Genomic DNA, 14,808 nt, shown 5'->3' with positions numbered 1-14,808 from the left:
ATCGTCACGGCAACCTGTCGTTGACAGGTGTCGGCCTTGAGCATCACAGCGTGTCGCATAGGACTATTGCAGTTCGATGTCGTCAATTGCGAAATTTCGAGCGAATGCTGCAAGAGACGGCAACAAGACCAGTCGGAACGGTCATGCCTCGCGCTTCGCCGCCAAGAAAAAGCCGGGCAGGGTGCCCGGCGGGAGTGCATCGAACAGGCCGTGGTTCGGCGCCTGGAACGGACCGGCCCGCGGTCTTCAGAAGGCGCCGAACAGAATAGCTCCGAAAAACGCGAATGCGGCACACACGGCAACAACGTTCACGTGTCGGACAAGCTCCACGGGTCACCTCCCTTTCAGGAACCGCAACGGCGGAGGCTAGACAGTCCGGCTGGCCTTTGCAAAGCGGATTCGGTCGCGCCCGGCCGGGCCGTCGCCAAGACCGTCGCGGAGCTCTTTGACAAGTCTGGCGAATTTGCCCGGGCTGGGCTGTGGATGATAGGTGAGATGTTCTGTCCTATCGGATGTCCTATAACTTACCAGGGTACGGCCCGGCCCGACCAGTCGTGGAACGAGCAGGGTTCGCCCTGGCGCATCCGGTCGATCAGACCGATGAGCCCCCGGGCGCTGTCGGCCGGCGCGACCGCGGCCGACTGACCGCCCATGTCGGTGCGGACCCAGCCGGGGTGAGCAACCGCCACGGCGATGCCCTGGGGCCCGAGGTCAGTGCCGAGCCCCTGCATCACCTTGTTCACGGCGGCCTTGGAGGCGCGATAGGCGATCCGGTCGGATGTCGTGTGGCTCATCGAGCCCATGGCGCTGGTGATGGTCAGGATCCTGGCCTCGCGCCCGGCCTTCAGGAGCGGCAGCACGGCCTGCACCACGCGCAGCGGCCCGAGCGTGTTGACGGCGAGCGTTTCGGCGAAGCCGTCGAAATCCATGTCGAGCGTCGACTGCCTGCTAGGGCCAATGATGCCGGCATTGTTGACCAGCACGTCGAGGCGGGTCAGCCCGGCCTCGGCAAGCCGGCCGGCCAGGCCCGCGACCGAGGCCGGATCAGCCACGTCGAGCCCGATCACCGAGAGCCGGTCCGGCGCCCGGCCGGCCAGGGCGAGCAGCGCGTCGGCCCTGGCCGGGTCGCGCGCGGTGGCGGCGATCCGGTCGCCGCGCTCGAGCAAAGCTTCGACCAGCGCCAGGCCAATGCCGCGGTTGGCGCCGGTGACGAGAATGGCGGGCATGATGACGTCCTCTTCGGTATCGGCTGGAATCGTGCGGCCGCCATCAGGAGCCACCGGCGGCCCGAAACCAAGTCACAATGTTCTTGACCAGCCATGCGCCCGAAGTTACGGCTATTTACATGGCTGCCCGTCCCCCTGTTTCCAACCTCGCCCAGCGGCGCGGTTATCACCACGGCAATCTCAAGGAAGCGCTGATCGAGGCGGCGCGGCGGCTGATCGCCGAGCGCGGGCCGGCCGGCTTCACCCTGTCGGATGCGGCCAAGCTCGCCGGTGTCTCGCCGGCGGCGCCCTACCGGCATTTCAAGGATCGCCAGAGCCTGCTGCGCGAAGTCGCGGGCCTCGGTTTCGCGGCGCTCGGCGAGCGGCTGGCGGCGGCGGCCGCCGCGGGCGGCGCAGCCGGCTTCAACGCCATGGGGCGGGCCTATCTCGCCTTTGCCCGCGACGAGCCGGCCTTTTATGCCGCCATGTTCAATTCCGGCACGGCCGGCGACGACAGCAAGCCGGCGGAGGAGGATCGCGGCTTCGCCATGTTGCGCCAGGCGGTCGGCCGCGCGCTCGGCACCGATGATCCGGAGACGGTCCGCACCGCGGCGATCCTGGTCTTCGCATTGACCCACGGCCTCGCCAGCCTGTCGGTGTCCGGCTCGGTGGCGCGTCCGAAAGACCTGGTCGACCCGGGACAATTGCTCGATCGCGGGGTCTGGGCCCTGCTGCACGGCCTGCCGGATGCACTCGCCGCCGGCCGCTGAACCGGCCCGGCCGCACCCGGCTATCCTCCGCGCCCGGCGCAATGATAGGCTTGCGCCAATCGCTGATCGCCTGCGAACCGCCTGTTGAGCCCGGACCCTAGACGACGCGTCCTGAGCGGACGGAGGGAGTTGTCGCATGCTCCGCAATGTGGCCTTTGGACAGAATGGCGAGGACGTGCGGGCGGTGCAGCAGGGCCTGAACCTGGCGCTGGCCGGCAAACACCCGCGGCTTGACGACGACGGCAAGTTCGGTCCGGCGACCGACACGGCGACGCGTTTCTTCCAGCGCCGCAGCGGGCTCAATCCCGATGGCATTGTCGGGCAGAACACCCGGCGCAAACTGTTTCCGCTGCGGGTCGTCACCGTCACCGCGCTCGGCATGCGGCTGGTCATGCCTGAGGTCAGAAGGGGCATCAGGCCGCCGAAGCTCGGGCCCGGCCCGCTGATCTTTCCCGGCCTGCCCGGCAGCCAGCCGCCGCCCGGCGTGACGCCCAACCTGCTGGCCAACCAGATCCAGTTCCCGGCGAACATGGTGTCGCCCGTCATCTCGTTCCAGACGCAGAAATTCCCCAGGCTCGCCATGCCGATCCTGGCGCCGCCGATCCAGCCGCCGAAGGCGCCGCAGCTGACCTTGCCCTTGCCCAATGTCCTGCCGGCGCCCAGCCCCGGCCTCGCCTTCGACCTGCATCATTTCGAGCTGGTGCCCGGCGGCCAGGCGACGCTCGGGCAGGCGGCGCAATTCGGCTTCACGCTGGCCCTGCAGGCCGTGGTCATGGGCGGCGACGAGAAAGGGCCGCATCAGGAGGTCACCTCGGGGATCCAGATCGGCACGCCGGTGCCCGGCCTTGCCGGCGGCGAATGGGTCGTGGCGTTCTTCGCGCAGGTGACCGATGTCGACCGGCTCGGGCCGGTGGGCAATTTCCACTTCTGGCAGCCCTATGCCCAGGTCGGCATCCAGAATTCGCCCGGCAGCTTTCGGCCGCAGGCGACCGCCGGCATCTTTCCCGCCAACCTGACCCTCGATGTCACCGACCGGATCGGCATCAATATCGCCGGCGGCGTGGTGCTGACCTATGATCCCGCATCGGGCCTGGTGGTTGGCGGCCAGGCGACCGGCGGCCTGATCCTGAAGCTTGGACAATAGGCCGGTCCGGTCGCGTCAAGGCCCGATGGGCCTGATCACTCCGACGGCGCGCGCAAGGCCCAGCGCGCCATGCCGAGCAGCAGGCTCGACACCGTGCTGCCGGCGATCAGGGCGAATTTCAGCGACGAGGCCCAGGGGACGAGCGTGCTGGTGTCGGCGAGCCCGGCATAGGCCAGCGCCAGAAGGCCGTCCTCGACGAGATCGGCCACGACGAAGGCGACCGGCAGCAGGAACAGCAAGCGGAAGGTGCGCGGGGCGAGCGGCAGGCCGCGGGTGGCGATGCCGGCGCCGGTCAGGAGCGCCGCGCCAAGGGCCGCGATCAGCGGCAGGTCGGCGGCGAGCGCCGTCAGCGCCCGGCCGCGCAGCGCGCCGATCTGGACGAGGAAGGCGCGAAAATCCTCGGCGCCATAACCGGCATGGCGGGTTTCCGGCCGGAGCGGCCGGAGGCAATCGATCAGGCTGCAGTCGCCACCGCGCAACAGCTGTTCGATCGGGGCATGGGCGAAGGCGCTGATCAGGAAGGCCGCCAGCACGGCGGCGAGCGCCAGGGCCAGGCGGGCCGGCGTCGCGGCGAGCGCGAACCGTTCGACCGGCGCATAGGGCCTCAAGGTTGCCGGCCCGCGTGACGGGCGGCGCCCGGTGCGCCCGATGGCGCGGCGCTGATGTCGCTCAAGAAAGCCTGCTGCGGCATGCCGAGACGTCCCTTCGGCGCGAGGGATACCACTTCGCAGCGCAGCATGTCCCGTGGGAAAAACGCCGGCGAGGCGGCGGTCAGAGCGTGTCGGCGTCGCGCTCGTTCATCTGGCGCAGCAGCTTCTTGTTCTGGGCCGCCAGCGCCTTCAGCTTCTCGTTGATCACGGTGACGACGCCATCGACCTGATCCTTGACGAAATGCGCGCCGATCTCCTGGCCGCGGCGCCAGGCGACCTGGCAATTGAACACCGCGCCGCGCTGCGGGATCTTCAGCTCGAAGTGATCGGGGATATCGATAGTCGAGCCGCAATCGAGCCGGGCGCCGGTTTCCGAGAAATTGCGCACCGTGCATTCGACCGAGCGCAGGCCGCCGGGGAACACGATGGTTCCCTTCCAGAATGTGCGGGATCGCGGCGCGATACGGCGTTCACTCATGGGTCGTCAGGTCCGACAAGAATGCGTCCGAAAAACAGACTTTTCCGACAGGCAATCGGCTCATGTGTTTTATGCGCTGGCGCTTAACGGGGCGTTTACGCCTCGGCTTTTCCCAAGCCTCCGGCATAGGTCTTGGGCCGTGGCGGCGCATAGCCGCCGACCTTCGAGGTCCTGAGGCCGAGCGCCACCAGGCCCTCGGCAAGCTTGACCGCCGCGGCGACGCCATCGACCACCGGCAGGCCATGCTCTGCGCTGAGGCTTCGGGCGAGATCGGCCATGCCGGCGCAGCCGAGCACGATGGCCTCGGCCCGGTCCTCGGCCATCGCCCTGGCGATCTCGGCGGAAATCTTGGCGCGCGCGCCGGAGGCCGGATCTTCCAGCGCCAGCACCGGCACCTCGCAGGCGCGCACCCGCGCGCAGCGATGGGCAAAGCCGTATTTCAGGACATTGTGCTCGAGCGCCGGCACCGAAACCGCCAGGGTGGTCACCACGCTGAACTTGCCGGCGACGAGAGTGGCCATGTGCATGGCCGCCTCGCCAATGCCGATCACCGGCACCTCGACCATGGAGCGGGCGGCGTCGAGGCCGGTATCGTCGAAACAGGCAATGATGAAGGCATCGGCGCGGCCCGCCTTGCGCATCTCGCCGAGCAGGCCGGGCACCGACAAGGCCTCGTCGTAATAACCCTCGATGGAGGCTGGCCCGCTGTCCGGATTGACCGCCGTGACGACCGTGCCGGGGCTCGCCGCAGCGCGGGCGGCCGCGCCGATGGCGCGGGTCATCGAGGCTGTGGTGTTGGGATTGACGATGGTCAGTTGCATCGTGGCTCGACAGCTTACGGGACGGTCAGGCGGTGGTTCCGCCGGTTCTCAGGAAAGGTCGAGGTTATCACGGGCGGCCGGCCAGACGAGGCCCGACGACCACCCGGGCCTATCGGCCCTTATATTCCGGCGTTCCGAGATGGCGCGCGTAGTCGCGCTCGCGCTCTTCCTTCTGCTTCAGCAGGTCTTCGTAGGCCTTTTTGGCCTCGGCCGACAAAGTCACGTTGCGCACCGGTTCCTTCTTGCGCGGAACCCGCTTCTTGAACTGCATATCCATGGGCGGCGGCCTTCCTGGCTGTGGGGCGCCCGGCGTCGCGGGCGCGATGGTCGGCAGGCGAACCGTGCGGAGGCCGAGAGGGCTCCGCACGCAGCGGCTGTCGCGACGATGGGGACATGGCACCGCGAACGGCGGGGATCGCGGCGATCCTATCGCATCCCGGCGCGCTTGAGGACCGTGCGCGCGAGGAAAATCGCAAGGGAGCGGGGGCTGGAAAATAGCCCTCTCCCAGAGGGCTACTAGATTCACACATCTTTTGCCTGGGCGAGAGCGTCCCATCCCTGCTTGGCATCGTAGAAGGATAGCCAGCCCTGTAGCATGACCATCGGGCCAGGCTTGCCGTAATATCCGGTCCAGCCACCGAGCCTTGCGCAAACCCAGGCGGCAAAGGCGAGCGAGCCCTTGGGGTGTGGATTCTTCTGCCGCTGGGTCTTGCCCTCCAGCTTGGCCGAGAGCGCCTCGAGCAAGGGCTGATCTTCCGGCTGGAAGGCATCGGTGAGCGGCCTGAGCGGGGTCTGAGGCGATGCGCCGTCACGAGCATGGACGAGTTGCTGGACGCTGACCGCGGCCACCAGCGCTGCCATGACCAGCTTGAGACGGGGCACATCCTCGGCGATGCGCAGGCCTTCGATGTCGTAGCCCTGGGTCTTCAGGGTGCGGAACAACTGCTCGATGGCCCAACGACGCCGGTAGAGCTCGGCCACCGCCAGGGCTTCGGTGATGTCGCGGACCGCGCGCGAGATCAAGAGCCGCCAGTGAACCGCCGGCTCGCCCGCCGGTGGATCGACTTCGCGGATATCGACCAGCGTCATGCCGACGCTCGCCGGCAGGGCCTCAAGTCCTGGTGTGCCGGCCTTGGGACGTGCCAATTGCGCCGCCATGAAGCGGACCGCCAGTCGCGCCTGGCGCGCCTTGCGGCCGGGCTTGGCCGGCAGGTCCAGCAGGGTCCGGCCGGCCTCAGGCAAGGCATCCACGGTGGCAAACAGCAGACCGCCATCGCCGAGGCTGCGATCTTGGGCCGCCCTGACCAGAAGCTCGATGTCCTTCGGGCGTCGTGCAAAGGCCTCGAAGATATCGCCCTCGCGATCGGCGATCACCGTCACGCTACGAGCCAGCGCCCCGATCCTGGCCGCGTCTTCGCCCCCTTCCAGCCAGCGCCGGCTCTCTTTCGCCGCCAATGGGCGGGATTTCCGCTCCCCACGCAAGCCTTTGTCGCGGCTCATGAATTGAGCATGCGCCAACCCCAGGATGGCGCCGTCCTCGGCATCCACCGCGATCATCGCATGCAACATAAGCCCACCGCCGCCGCTCGACTTGATGCTGGTGGTGTCCTGGATCGCCAGCACCGGCCGGCCGATACACCGTTCCGCCGTGCGCTCTTGCGCCGTCGCCGCCATCTCTTCGACCGTCACCGCCGGATTGCGCAGCAAACGGGTCAGGCGCATCTCGCCTCGCCGGTTGCCGCCCAGCGGCCGAATCCGAATGCCACGACCACCCCACTCGACCAGCCGGCGGTGCAAAAAGACCCCCCTTTTTCCAGCCGGCGGTCGCCAAACCGCCCCAGCCCATGCTCCTGCATCTGCTTCCTCCCGCTATCTGCGGATCAAGGAATCAGAGCCGCATCCTCCTCGCAACCCACGATGTGTGAATGTCGTAGCCCTTTGGGAGAGGGTGCACACATCTCTCAAAGGGGCCTGAATTCGCCACCTCTCAAGGCTTCGCACGAGAACCACGGATAGCGCATGCGCCGACCTTTTTCGTCATGGCCGGTCATGTCCCGTAGCGTGGTGTAGCTGGCGCAAGGCCCCACGATCACCGGCATAGGCCGGGCTGGTCAGGCTGCCACGGCTGGCAGGCCGACACTAGGATCATCGCTCAGGCCGGCCATGGTTTCCAGGGTCATGTAGCGGGCCCGCTGGACGGCCCATTCATCGTTCTGTTCGAGCAGGATCGCGCCGACGAGCCGGGCGATGGCGGCCTCGTTGGGGAAGATGCCGACCACCTCGGTCCTGCGCTTGATCTCGCCGTTGACGCGCTCCAGCGGATTGGTGCTGTGGAGCTTTGCCCGATGCTGCGTCGGGAAGGTCATATAGGCCAGCACGTCGGTCTCGGCGGTATCCATCAGAGCCGCCAGTTTCGGCACCGTTGGCCTGAGCTGGTCGGCGACCCGGCGCCATTGCTGGCTGGCGGCCGTTGCATTGTCTTGGGCGAAAGCGGTGGCGATGAAGGCTGAGACAACGCGCCGCCCGCTGCGGCCGGCATGGGCGAGCGCATTCCTCATGAAGTGCACGCGGCAGCGCTGCCAGGTCGCGGTGAGCACCTTGGAGACCGCCGCCTTGATGCCTTCGTGGCTGTCGGAGACGACGAGTTTTACGCCGCGCAGGCCGCGTCTGGCCAGTTTGCGCAAGAACGCCGTCCAGAAGGTCTCTGCCTCGGAGGGGCCGATATCCATGCCCAGCACCTCGCGCCGACCGTCGCCGCTTACACCGACCGCCACGATCACCGCCACCGAGACGATCCGGCCGGCCTGGCGGACCTTCACATAGGTCGCGTCGATCCACAGATAGGGCCAGTCGCCCTCGATCGGCCGGTCGAGGAAGGCATGGACGCGCTGGTCGATTTCCTCGCAGAGCCGGCTGACTTGGCTCTTCGAGATGCCGCTCATGCCCATCGCCTTGACCAGGTCATCGACCGAGCGGGTCGAGATACCCTGGATGTAAGCCTCCTGGATCACCGCGGTCAGCGCCTTCTCGGCCAGCCGGCGCGGCTCCAGAAAGCCCGGAAAGTAGGAGCCTTTGCGTAGCCTCGGGATGCGCAGCTCGACCGTGCCGGCGCGGGTCTCCCAATCCCGCTCGCGATAGCCATTGCGCTGGGCCAGGCGGTCCGGGCTCTTCTCGCCGAAGCCGGCGCCGGCAAGGCCGCTGACCTCGAGCTCCATCAGCCGCCCGGCGGCAAAGCCGATCATCTCGCGCAGCAAATCGGCGTCGGGGCTCTTCTCCAGCAGCCCGCGCAGGTTCATCATCTCGTCGGTCATCGGTGGATCTCTCGGTTCGGGGTTGGTCGTCGCAACCCAAACCTAACCGGCAACCGCCGATGACCACCCGTCAGTTACACCACCAATCGGGACACGACCTCATGGCCGGCCTTGTGCCGGCCATCCACGCATTGCCTTGACCGCGGAGGACGTGGATGGCCGTGACAAGCACGGCCATGACGAAGCGAGAAACACCGCGCCAAGACATGGATTGTCGAGATGTGTGAATCCGGTAGCCCTCCCGGAGAGGGTTGATTCATCACCGCTCTCACGCCGAAATGCCGGGCACCGCCACGGTCTGGTCGGTCCTGAAGCAGCGCGCCTCGTGGCCGGGGCTGACCGCCACCGGTTCGGGGGTGGCCGCCGTGCAGGCCGGCAGCGCCAGCTTGCAGCGCGGCGCGAACGAACAGCCCGGCGGCAGGTTGGCGAGATCCGGCGGCGAGCCGGGAATGGCGTCGAGCCGGGTGCCCTTGGCCAGCGCGTCATGGGCGCGGCTCTTCAACAGGCCGATCGTATAGGGGTGGCGGGGCGCGCGAATGATCTCGCGGATCGGCCCGGTCTCGACGATGCGGCCGCCATACATGACCGCGACCCGGTCGGCGACCTCGACGGCGACGCCAATGTCATGGGTGACGAAGATCACGGCGAGGCCGAGCTCGCGCTGCAATTCGCGGATCAGCAGCAGGATCTGGATCTGCACGGTGGCATCGAGCGCGGTGGTCGGCTCGTCGGCGAGCAGCACCTTGGGATTGCAGGCGAGCGCCAGCGCGATCATCGCCCGCTGGCGCATGCCGCCCGACATCTCATGGGGGAAATTGTCCAGGCGCCGCTCGGGCGAGGGGATGCGCACCCGTTCGAACAGGTCGAGCGCGCGCTGCCTGGCTTGCGCCGTCGAGCCGCCCTCGTGCTTGACGATGGTCTCGGCGATCTGCTGGCCGAGCGTATAGACCGGGTCCAGCGCCAGCGCCGGCTCCTGGAAGATCATCGACACGGTGCGGCCGCGAAAGGCCTGCAATTCGCGCGGTTTAAGGGCCAGCACGTCCTCGTTGCCGACCCGGATCGTGCCGGAGATCTGGGTGCGCCGCTCGGGATTGAGCCGCAGCATGGCGCGCAGCGTCACCGACTTGCCGGAGCCGGATTCGCCCAGGATCGCCAGGGTCTCGCCGCGGTCGAGCGTCAGGTCGACGCCGTTGACCGCGCGGATCGGCTTTGGCCCACCGGTGAAGGTGACGTGCAGGTTCTGGATGTCGACGGTCGGCGGCGTGGTCAGCATGGTCGCCTCTCCTCAGGCCGCGACGCGCAGGGGCGGCGCCTTGGAATGGCCGGAGCCGGCTTCCGCCATCAGGCAGGCGACATGGTGATGGTCGCCGGCGGTGATCAGCGCCGGCTGGTGGCCGCTGCACAGGCTTTCGGCGAAGCTGCAGCGGGTGTGGAACCGGCAGCCGGGCGGCGGGTCGATCGGGTTCGGCGGGTCGCCCGAGATCGGCGCCACCTCGGTGCGGTTGTCCGGGTCCATGGTCGGCATGGAGCGGGTCAGCGCCGAGGAATAGGGGTGCAGCGGCTGGCCGAAGATCGCCTCCGACGGGCCGATCTCGGCGACCTTGCCGAGATACATGACCATGACCCGGTCGGACATGTAGCGGACCACGTTCAGGTCATGGGAAATGAAGATATAGGTCAGCGCGAACTCGTCCTTCAGGTCCATCAGCAGGTTCAGCACCTGGGCCTCGACCGATTTGTCGAGCGCCGAGACGGCTTCGTCCAGGATCACCACCTTGGGCTGCAGCGCCAAGGCGCGTGCGATATTGACCCGCTGGCGCTGGCCGCCGGAGAGTTCGTGCGGATAGCGGCCGGCGAAGCGCGACGGTTCCAGGCCGACGCGGGCGAGCAGGTCGCGGGCGCGGTCGATCGCCGGCTGTTTGCTTAAGCCATGGACCTGCGGCCCGAAGGCGATCGAGGCCTCGATGGTGAGCCTCGGGTTCAGCGAGGCGTAGCTGTCCTGGAACACCATCTGAACCTGGCGGCGATAGGCGGTCAGGCTCAGGTCCGGCGAACCGACCTTGGCGGCGTCGAACAGGATCTCGCCCGAGGTCGGGTTGATCAGGTGCATCAAGAGCCGGGCGGTGGTCGACTTGCCGCAGCCGGATTCCCCGACAATGCCGAGCGTCTCGCCGTCGAGCACGTCGAAATCGACGCCGTCGACCGCGCGGACGACCTTCTTAGGCCCGAACAGGGCGCCGCCGGAGACCGGGAAATGTTTGACCAGGCCACGGATGGTCAGGAGCGGCTGGGTCATTGCTTCACATCCATGGCCGAGCGCAGGCCATCGGCCAGCAGGTTGAACGAGATCGAGGTGAAGAAGATCATCATGCCGGGAAGGGCTGCCACCAAAGGCTGGGTGTAGATGGCGGTGCGCAGCGTGTTCAGCATCAGGCCCCATTCGGGTTCGGGCGGGCGGACGCCGAGGCCGAGGAAGGACAGGCCGGAGGCGAGGATCATCGACACCGAGATGAGGCCGGTGGCGTAGACGAAGATCGGCCCCAGCACATTGCCGAGCACATGGACCCGGATGATGGTCATGGCATTGGCACCCGACGCCCGCGCCGCCTCGACATAATCGCGGTTGCGCACCTGGGTGGTCACCGCCTCGGCGACCCGGGCGATCGGCGGGATGAACACCACGGTGAGCGAGACCAGCGCGTTCTGGATGCCGGCGCCGAGCGCGCCCGAGAGCGCCACTGCCAGCAGCACCGAAGGGAAGGCATAGAACACGTCGATGGTGCGCATCATGATCGTGTTGGTCTTGCCGCCGACATAACCGGAGACGATGCCGATCAGGCTGCCGATGCCGAAGGCCATCAGCACTGGCGTCACGCCCATCATCAGGGAATAACGCGCGCCATAGATGAGGCGCGAGAGCATGTCGCGGCCGAGCTCGTCGGTGCCGAGCGGGAAGCCTTCGGTGCCGACCGGGCGAAGCCGCCTTATGGTGCGCCCGACATAAGGGTCGGCCGGCGCGATCCAGGGTGCGAACACCGCCATGAGCAGAAGAGCCAGCACCAGGCAGCCGGCGACCATCGCCACCTTGTCCTTGCGCACCCGGCTGAACACGCCCGACCAGTAGCCGGGCGAGCGCTCGATCGCGGTGGCCGTCTTGGCCGGATCCTGGGGCAGCAGCGAAGCGACTGAGGTCATGGGGTCAGCTCCGCTGGATGCGTGGGTCGATGGCGGTCTGGATCACGTCGACCAGGAGGTTCAGGCCGACGAAGAACAGGGCGAGCACCAGGATCGTGCCCTGCAGCAGCGGCAGGTCGCGCTGGAAGATCGCGGCGTTCAGCAGGAAGCCGGTGCCGGGCCAGGAGAACACCGTCTCGATCAGGATCGAGCCGCCAAGCAAGTAGCCGAGCTGCAGGCCCATGACGGCGAGCGCGGTGGGCGCGGCATTCTTCACCACATGGCCGAAAATGCCGAATTCGGAGAGGCCCTTGGCGCGCAGCGCGGGCACGAAATCCTGGCTCAGGATATCGGCGACGAGCGCCCTGATGGTGCGCGCCACGATGCCCATGGGAATGACGCTCATGGTCACCGCCGGCAGGATCAGGTGGCGGACATGTTCCCAGTCGAGCTTCCATTCCGACGAGCCGCCGGGACCGGCGCCGGTCGGCGGCAGCCAGTTGAGCTGGGCCGAGAAGATGATCACCAGCACCATGCCGAGCCAATAATGCGGCACGGAGACGCCGATGACCGACAGGAAGGAGGCGATCTTGTCGATCGGGCTGTTCCTGAAATAGCCGGCGACGAAACCGAACAGCAGGCCGAAAAAGAAGCCGATCATGGTGGCGACGAAGGCCAGCGTCAGCGTGTTGCTGACCGCCCGCAAGACTTCCGTCGTCACCGAGCGGCCGGAGGCGATCGAGGTGCCGAGGTCGCCCTGAAGGGCGCGCAGGCACCATTTGAAGAACTGCTCGTAATGGGGCCGGTCGAAACCATAGGCGATCATCATTTGCTGTTTCAGCGCTTCGGACGCATCCGGCGGCAGCACGGACACCAGCGGGTCGCCGGGCGCGATATGCACCAGCCCGAAACAGACGAGCGAGACGCCGATCACGATCGGGATCGTGTAGACGAGCCGCTTGGCCAGGTAGACGAGCATGGGCTGGACCTCGAGTGGCTGACGCGCCGGCCCGGTGCAGGGGCCGGCGTCAGGGGGTCATCCGGACAGGCTCCGGCGGCCCGTCGCGGGCCGCCGGATGATGGGCCGTCGACAGCTCAGGAGCCGGCGCGGATATCCATCGGCGCGATGTCGATGAACCAGGAGCGCGGCTGGACCACGCCGGTGACGCGCGGCGAGATGGCGCGCGGCCCGACGTCATGGGCAACCCACAGGAACGGCGCCTCCTCGACGATGCGTTTGTGCAGGGCGGCCAGCGCATTGTCGCGGCCGGTCGCGTCGAAGGTGGTGCGGGCGGTGTTGACCAGGCCGTCGAACTCGTCGGAGTTGAAGAAGCCCCAATTGTTCGAGGTCGGCGGATTGGCCTGGCGGGTCACGAAACGGCCCATGGCGAAGAACGGGTCCATGGCGGCGAAGGTGACGTTGATCGCATTCGAACCGCGGGCACCGGCGGAGCCGGCGCCTTCGCGCCAGTTGGTGAACACCGAATTCCACTCGGCGACTTCCAGCTCGACGTTGAAGAAACATTCCTTCAGCGCCTGCTGCAGCCATTCGTTCATGACGATCGGCTGCATCTGGCCGGACCCGGAGGCCGACGTGAGCACTTTCACCGTCACCGGCCGCTGCGCCGAAAAGCCGGCTTCCTGCATCAGGCGGCGGGCATTGGCGAGATCATATTTGATGTCGAAAGTCGGATTGCCCCACCAGGGATGGCCGGGTGGAACCGTGCCCTTCGGCACTTCCATCAGGCCGTTGAGCAATTGCTTCAGCTCGTCGCGGTTGATGCAGAGATTGGCGGCCTGGCGCACCCGCCGGTCGGCCCAGGGCGAGCCCTCGCGGAAGGAGAATTGCCAGGGCCAGACATGCGGCTGGGCATTGGTATACATCTTGAAGCCGCGCGAGGTGATCTGCGGCACGGCGTCGGGCGAGGGCGCCTCGATCCAGTCGACCTGGCCGGCGAGCAGGGCGGCGGTGCGGGCATTCGGCTCCGGCAGCGGCAAGAGCACGACGCGGTCGATCTTCGGCCGCCGCGCGGTGTCCCAATACTCCTTGTTGGCGACCATCTCGAAGCGCTCGCGCGGTACCAGCCGCACGCCGCGGAACGCGCCGGTGCCGGAGGGGTTGCCGGAAAACGCCGTCCAGGCGGCCTGCGAGCGCTGGCGCGCATCGGTGACGCTGGCCGGCACTTCCGTGAACAGCTTCTGCCAATGGGTGGGGGAGGCCATGAACAGGTTGGTCAGATTGATCGGCAGGAACGAATCCGGCGCCGAGGTGGTCAGTTCAACCGTCAGGTCGTCGACGACGCGGGCCGATCTCAGGTTCGGCATGCGCGAGACGGTGACGCCGACCTGGCTCTGGTCGAAATGCGGCGCGGTCTGGTCCAGCACCTTCTGGACGTTCCAGACCACCGCCGCGGCATTGAACGGCGAGCCGTCGTGGAATTTGACGCCCGGCCTGAGCTTGAAGATCCATTTGGTCTTGTCGGTGGCATCAACAGCCCATTCGAGCGCCAGGCCCGGAATGATCACGGAGGCCGCGTCGGCGCGCGACAGGTCCCAGTTGACCAGCCCGTCATACATCGGGATGCCGGTGAAGCGGTTGCCTTCGAAACCCTGGTCGGGCTGGCCATGGGTGCGCGGAATGTCGGCGGCGGTCATGCCGATGCGCAGCACCTTTTCCTGTGCCAGGACCGAGGTTGTCGAGAGGAGTGTGCCTGCGAGCGCCAGAACGGCGCTAGACAGGACGGCGCCGGCGAGGACGGCCGGACGAAAGCTGGACCACATGCGTTTTTTCTCCCTGATGCCCGGGGATCATCGCTGGCAAGTGACATGCCAGCTTGCCGAAGCGGCCCATCTGCGCAGGCCTTCATCGCTTCGGCGGATCGGACGCCCGGCCCCATGCCGGACGCTGGTGCATAATGATCAATCCTTGTGCAGATTGACGGGTGCCGCAAGACTGTTCTGAAGCGTTCGAGGGCAAGAATGGCCAGCGAGGCAGCGCTGGATTGACGCATGCATGCATGGGGCGAGTGGCGCCGGCGGGGCGACGGTTCGAATTGAAGCGAACGGCATCAAGGATAGCAGTCCTTCGAGGCTCGCCGCTGACGGCACCTCGCGCGCAAAAAAGCGCAGGTCTTGGCGTGGGGACGAGGAGGGAAAGCGAGGAGGCTTTGCCCTCACCGTCTTGGCCGGCCTTGTCCCGGCCATCCATGACTTTCCTTCGCCCACCCTATGCGTGGATGGCCGGGACAAGCCCGG

Annotated in this window: 14 protein-coding genes; 2 read left to right on the top strand and 12 right to left on the bottom strand. The window is 67.3% G+C overall.

Going from position 1 to position 14,808, the window contains the following annotated elements:
- Positions 1–524: 524 nt before the first annotated feature.
- Positions 525–1,226: an SDR family oxidoreductase gene (locus E8M01_RS02805; protein ID WP_136958714.1), complete on the bottom strand. Its 702-nt coding sequence runs from the start codon at positions 1,224–1,226 to the stop codon at positions 525–527.
- A 119-nt stretch (positions 1,227–1,345) separates the two neighbouring features.
- On the opposite strand from E8M01_RS02805, the gene E8M01_RS02800 reads away from it, so the two are divergent.
- Both E8M01_RS02800 and E8M01_RS02795 read left to right on the top strand, forming a co-directional pair.
- Entirely contained in the window at positions 1,346–1,975 is a 630-nt protein-coding gene (locus E8M01_RS02800) for a TetR/AcrR family transcriptional regulator (protein WP_136958713.1), read from the top strand.
- Between the two features lie 136 nt (positions 1,976–2,111).
- Positions 2,112–3,119 carry a peptidoglycan-binding domain-containing protein gene (locus tag E8M01_RS02795; protein ID WP_136958712.1) on the top strand — a complete coding sequence of 336 codons (1,008 nt, stop codon included), beginning with the start codon at positions 2,112–2,114 and terminating at the stop codon, positions 3,117–3,119.
- Between the two features lie 35 nt (positions 3,120–3,154).
- Here E8M01_RS02795 and E8M01_RS02790 read toward each other — a convergent pair whose 3' ends face one another.
- The 11 genes from E8M01_RS02790 to E8M01_RS02745 form a co-directional block, all read right to left on the bottom strand.
- Positions 3,155–3,727: a hypothetical protein gene (locus tag E8M01_RS02790; protein ID WP_136958711.1), complete on the bottom strand. Its 573-nt coding sequence runs from the start codon at positions 3,725–3,727 to the stop codon at positions 3,155–3,157.
- 163 nt (positions 3,728–3,890) lie between these two features.
- On the bottom strand, positions 3,891–4,247 hold the full coding sequence (locus E8M01_RS02785; RefSeq protein ID WP_136958710.1) for a PilZ domain-containing protein: 357 nt from the start codon (positions 4,245–4,247) through the stop codon (positions 3,891–3,893).
- A gap of 95 nt (positions 4,248–4,342) precedes the next feature.
- On the bottom strand, positions 4,343–5,068 hold the full coding sequence (locus tag E8M01_RS02780) for an aspartate/glutamate racemase family protein (RefSeq protein ID WP_136958709.1): 726 nt from the start codon (positions 5,066–5,068) through the stop codon (positions 4,343–4,345).
- Positions 5,069–5,177: 109 nt separating this feature from the next.
- A complete protein-coding gene (locus E8M01_RS34940; RefSeq protein WP_170181746.1) occupies positions 5,178–5,345 on the bottom strand; it encodes a hypothetical protein in 168 nt (55 codons plus the stop codon).
- Positions 5,346–5,590: 245 nt separating this feature from the next.
- The gene (locus E8M01_RS02775) at positions 5,591–6,790 is read right to left on the bottom strand and encodes an IS4 family transposase (RefSeq protein WP_136958680.1); all 1,200 of its coding nucleotides are present in this window, start codon (positions 6,788–6,790) and stop codon (positions 5,591–5,593) included.
- Between the two features lie 389 nt (positions 6,791–7,179).
- Positions 7,180–8,379 carry an IS256 family transposase gene (locus E8M01_RS02770; RefSeq protein WP_136958628.1) on the bottom strand — a complete coding sequence of 400 codons (1,200 nt, stop codon included), beginning with the start codon at positions 8,377–8,379 and terminating at the stop codon, positions 7,180–7,182.
- A gap of 268 nt (positions 8,380–8,647) precedes the next feature.
- On the bottom strand, positions 8,648–9,652 hold the full coding sequence (locus E8M01_RS02765) for an ABC transporter ATP-binding protein (protein ID WP_136958708.1): 1,005 nt from the start codon (positions 9,650–9,652) through the stop codon (positions 8,648–8,650).
- Positions 9,653–9,664: 12 nt separating this feature from the next.
- On the bottom strand, positions 9,665–10,675 hold the full coding sequence (locus E8M01_RS02760) for an ABC transporter ATP-binding protein (protein WP_136958707.1): 1,011 nt from the start codon (positions 10,673–10,675) through the stop codon (positions 9,665–9,667).
- Entirely contained in the window at positions 10,672–11,574 is a 903-nt protein-coding gene (locus E8M01_RS02755; protein WP_136958706.1) for an ABC transporter permease, read from the bottom strand. The genes E8M01_RS02760 and E8M01_RS02755 overlap by 4 nt, the downstream gene beginning before the upstream one ends.
- Positions 11,575–11,578: 4 nt before the next feature.
- On the bottom strand, positions 11,579–12,532 hold the full coding sequence (locus tag E8M01_RS02750) for an ABC transporter permease (protein WP_136958705.1): 954 nt from the start codon (positions 12,530–12,532) through the stop codon (positions 11,579–11,581).
- A gap of 116 nt (positions 12,533–12,648) precedes the next feature.
- Positions 12,649–14,334: an ABC transporter substrate-binding protein gene (locus tag E8M01_RS02745; protein WP_136958704.1), complete on the bottom strand. Its 1,686-nt coding sequence runs from the start codon at positions 14,332–14,334 to the stop codon at positions 12,649–12,651.
- Between the last annotated feature and the right edge of the window lie 474 nt (positions 14,335–14,808).

The sequence above is a fragment of the Phreatobacter stygius genome, from assembly GCF_005144885.1.
Classification (GTDB): domain Bacteria; phylum Pseudomonadota; class Alphaproteobacteria; order Rhizobiales; family Phreatobacteraceae; genus Phreatobacter; species Phreatobacter stygius.
The sequence above is the reverse complement of the archived record's forward strand: the minus strand, read 5'-3'. Positions and strand labels throughout refer to the sequence as shown.

What these genes read in the sequence shown, in the direction of transcription:
- E8M01_RS02805 (WP_136958714.1), bottom strand. Translation starts at nt 1,226, where the DNA reads ATGCCCGCCATTCTCGTCACCGGCGCCAACCGCGGCATTGGCCTGGCG.
- E8M01_RS02800 (WP_136958713.1), top strand. Translation starts at nt 1,346, where the DNA reads ATGGCTGCCCGTCCCCCTGTTTCCAACCTCGCCCAGCGGCGCGGTTAT.
- E8M01_RS02795 (WP_136958712.1), top strand. Translation starts at nt 2,112, where the DNA reads ATGCTCCGCAATGTGGCCTTTGGACAGAATGGCGAGGACGTGCGGGCG.
- E8M01_RS02785 (WP_136958710.1), bottom strand. Translation starts at nt 4,247, where the DNA reads ATGAGTGAACGCCGTATCGCGCCGCGATCCCGCACATTCTGGAAGGGA.
- E8M01_RS02780 (WP_136958709.1), bottom strand. Translation starts at nt 5,068, where the DNA reads ATGCAACTGACCATCGTCAATCCCAACACCACAGCCTCGATGACCCGC.
- E8M01_RS34940 (WP_170181746.1), bottom strand. Translation starts at nt 5,345, where the DNA reads ATGGATATGCAGTTCAAGAAGCGGGTTCCGCGCAAGAAGGAACCGGTG.
- E8M01_RS02775 (WP_136958680.1), bottom strand. Translation starts at nt 6,790, where the DNA reads ATGCGCCTGACCCGTTTGCTGCGCAATCCGGCGGTGACGGTCGAAGAG.
- E8M01_RS02770 (WP_136958628.1), bottom strand. Translation starts at nt 8,379, where the DNA reads ATGACCGACGAGATGATGAACCTGCGCGGGCTGCTGGAGAAGAGCCCC.
- E8M01_RS02765 (WP_136958708.1), bottom strand. Translation starts at nt 9,652, where the DNA reads ATGCTGACCACGCCGCCGACCGTCGACATCCAGAACCTGCACGTCACC.
- E8M01_RS02760 (WP_136958707.1), bottom strand. Translation starts at nt 10,675, where the DNA reads ATGACCCAGCCGCTCCTGACCATCCGTGGCCTGGTCAAACATTTCCCG.
- E8M01_RS02755 (WP_136958706.1), bottom strand. Translation starts at nt 11,574, where the DNA reads ATGACCTCAGTCGCTTCGCTGCTGCCCCAGGATCCGGCCAAGACGGCC.
- E8M01_RS02750 (WP_136958705.1), bottom strand. Translation starts at nt 12,532, where the DNA reads ATGCTCGTCTACCTGGCCAAGCGGCTCGTCTACACGATCCCGATCGTG.
- E8M01_RS02745 (WP_136958704.1), bottom strand. Translation starts at nt 14,334, where the DNA reads ATGTGGTCCAGCTTTCGTCCGGCCGTCCTCGCCGGCGCCGTCCTGTCT.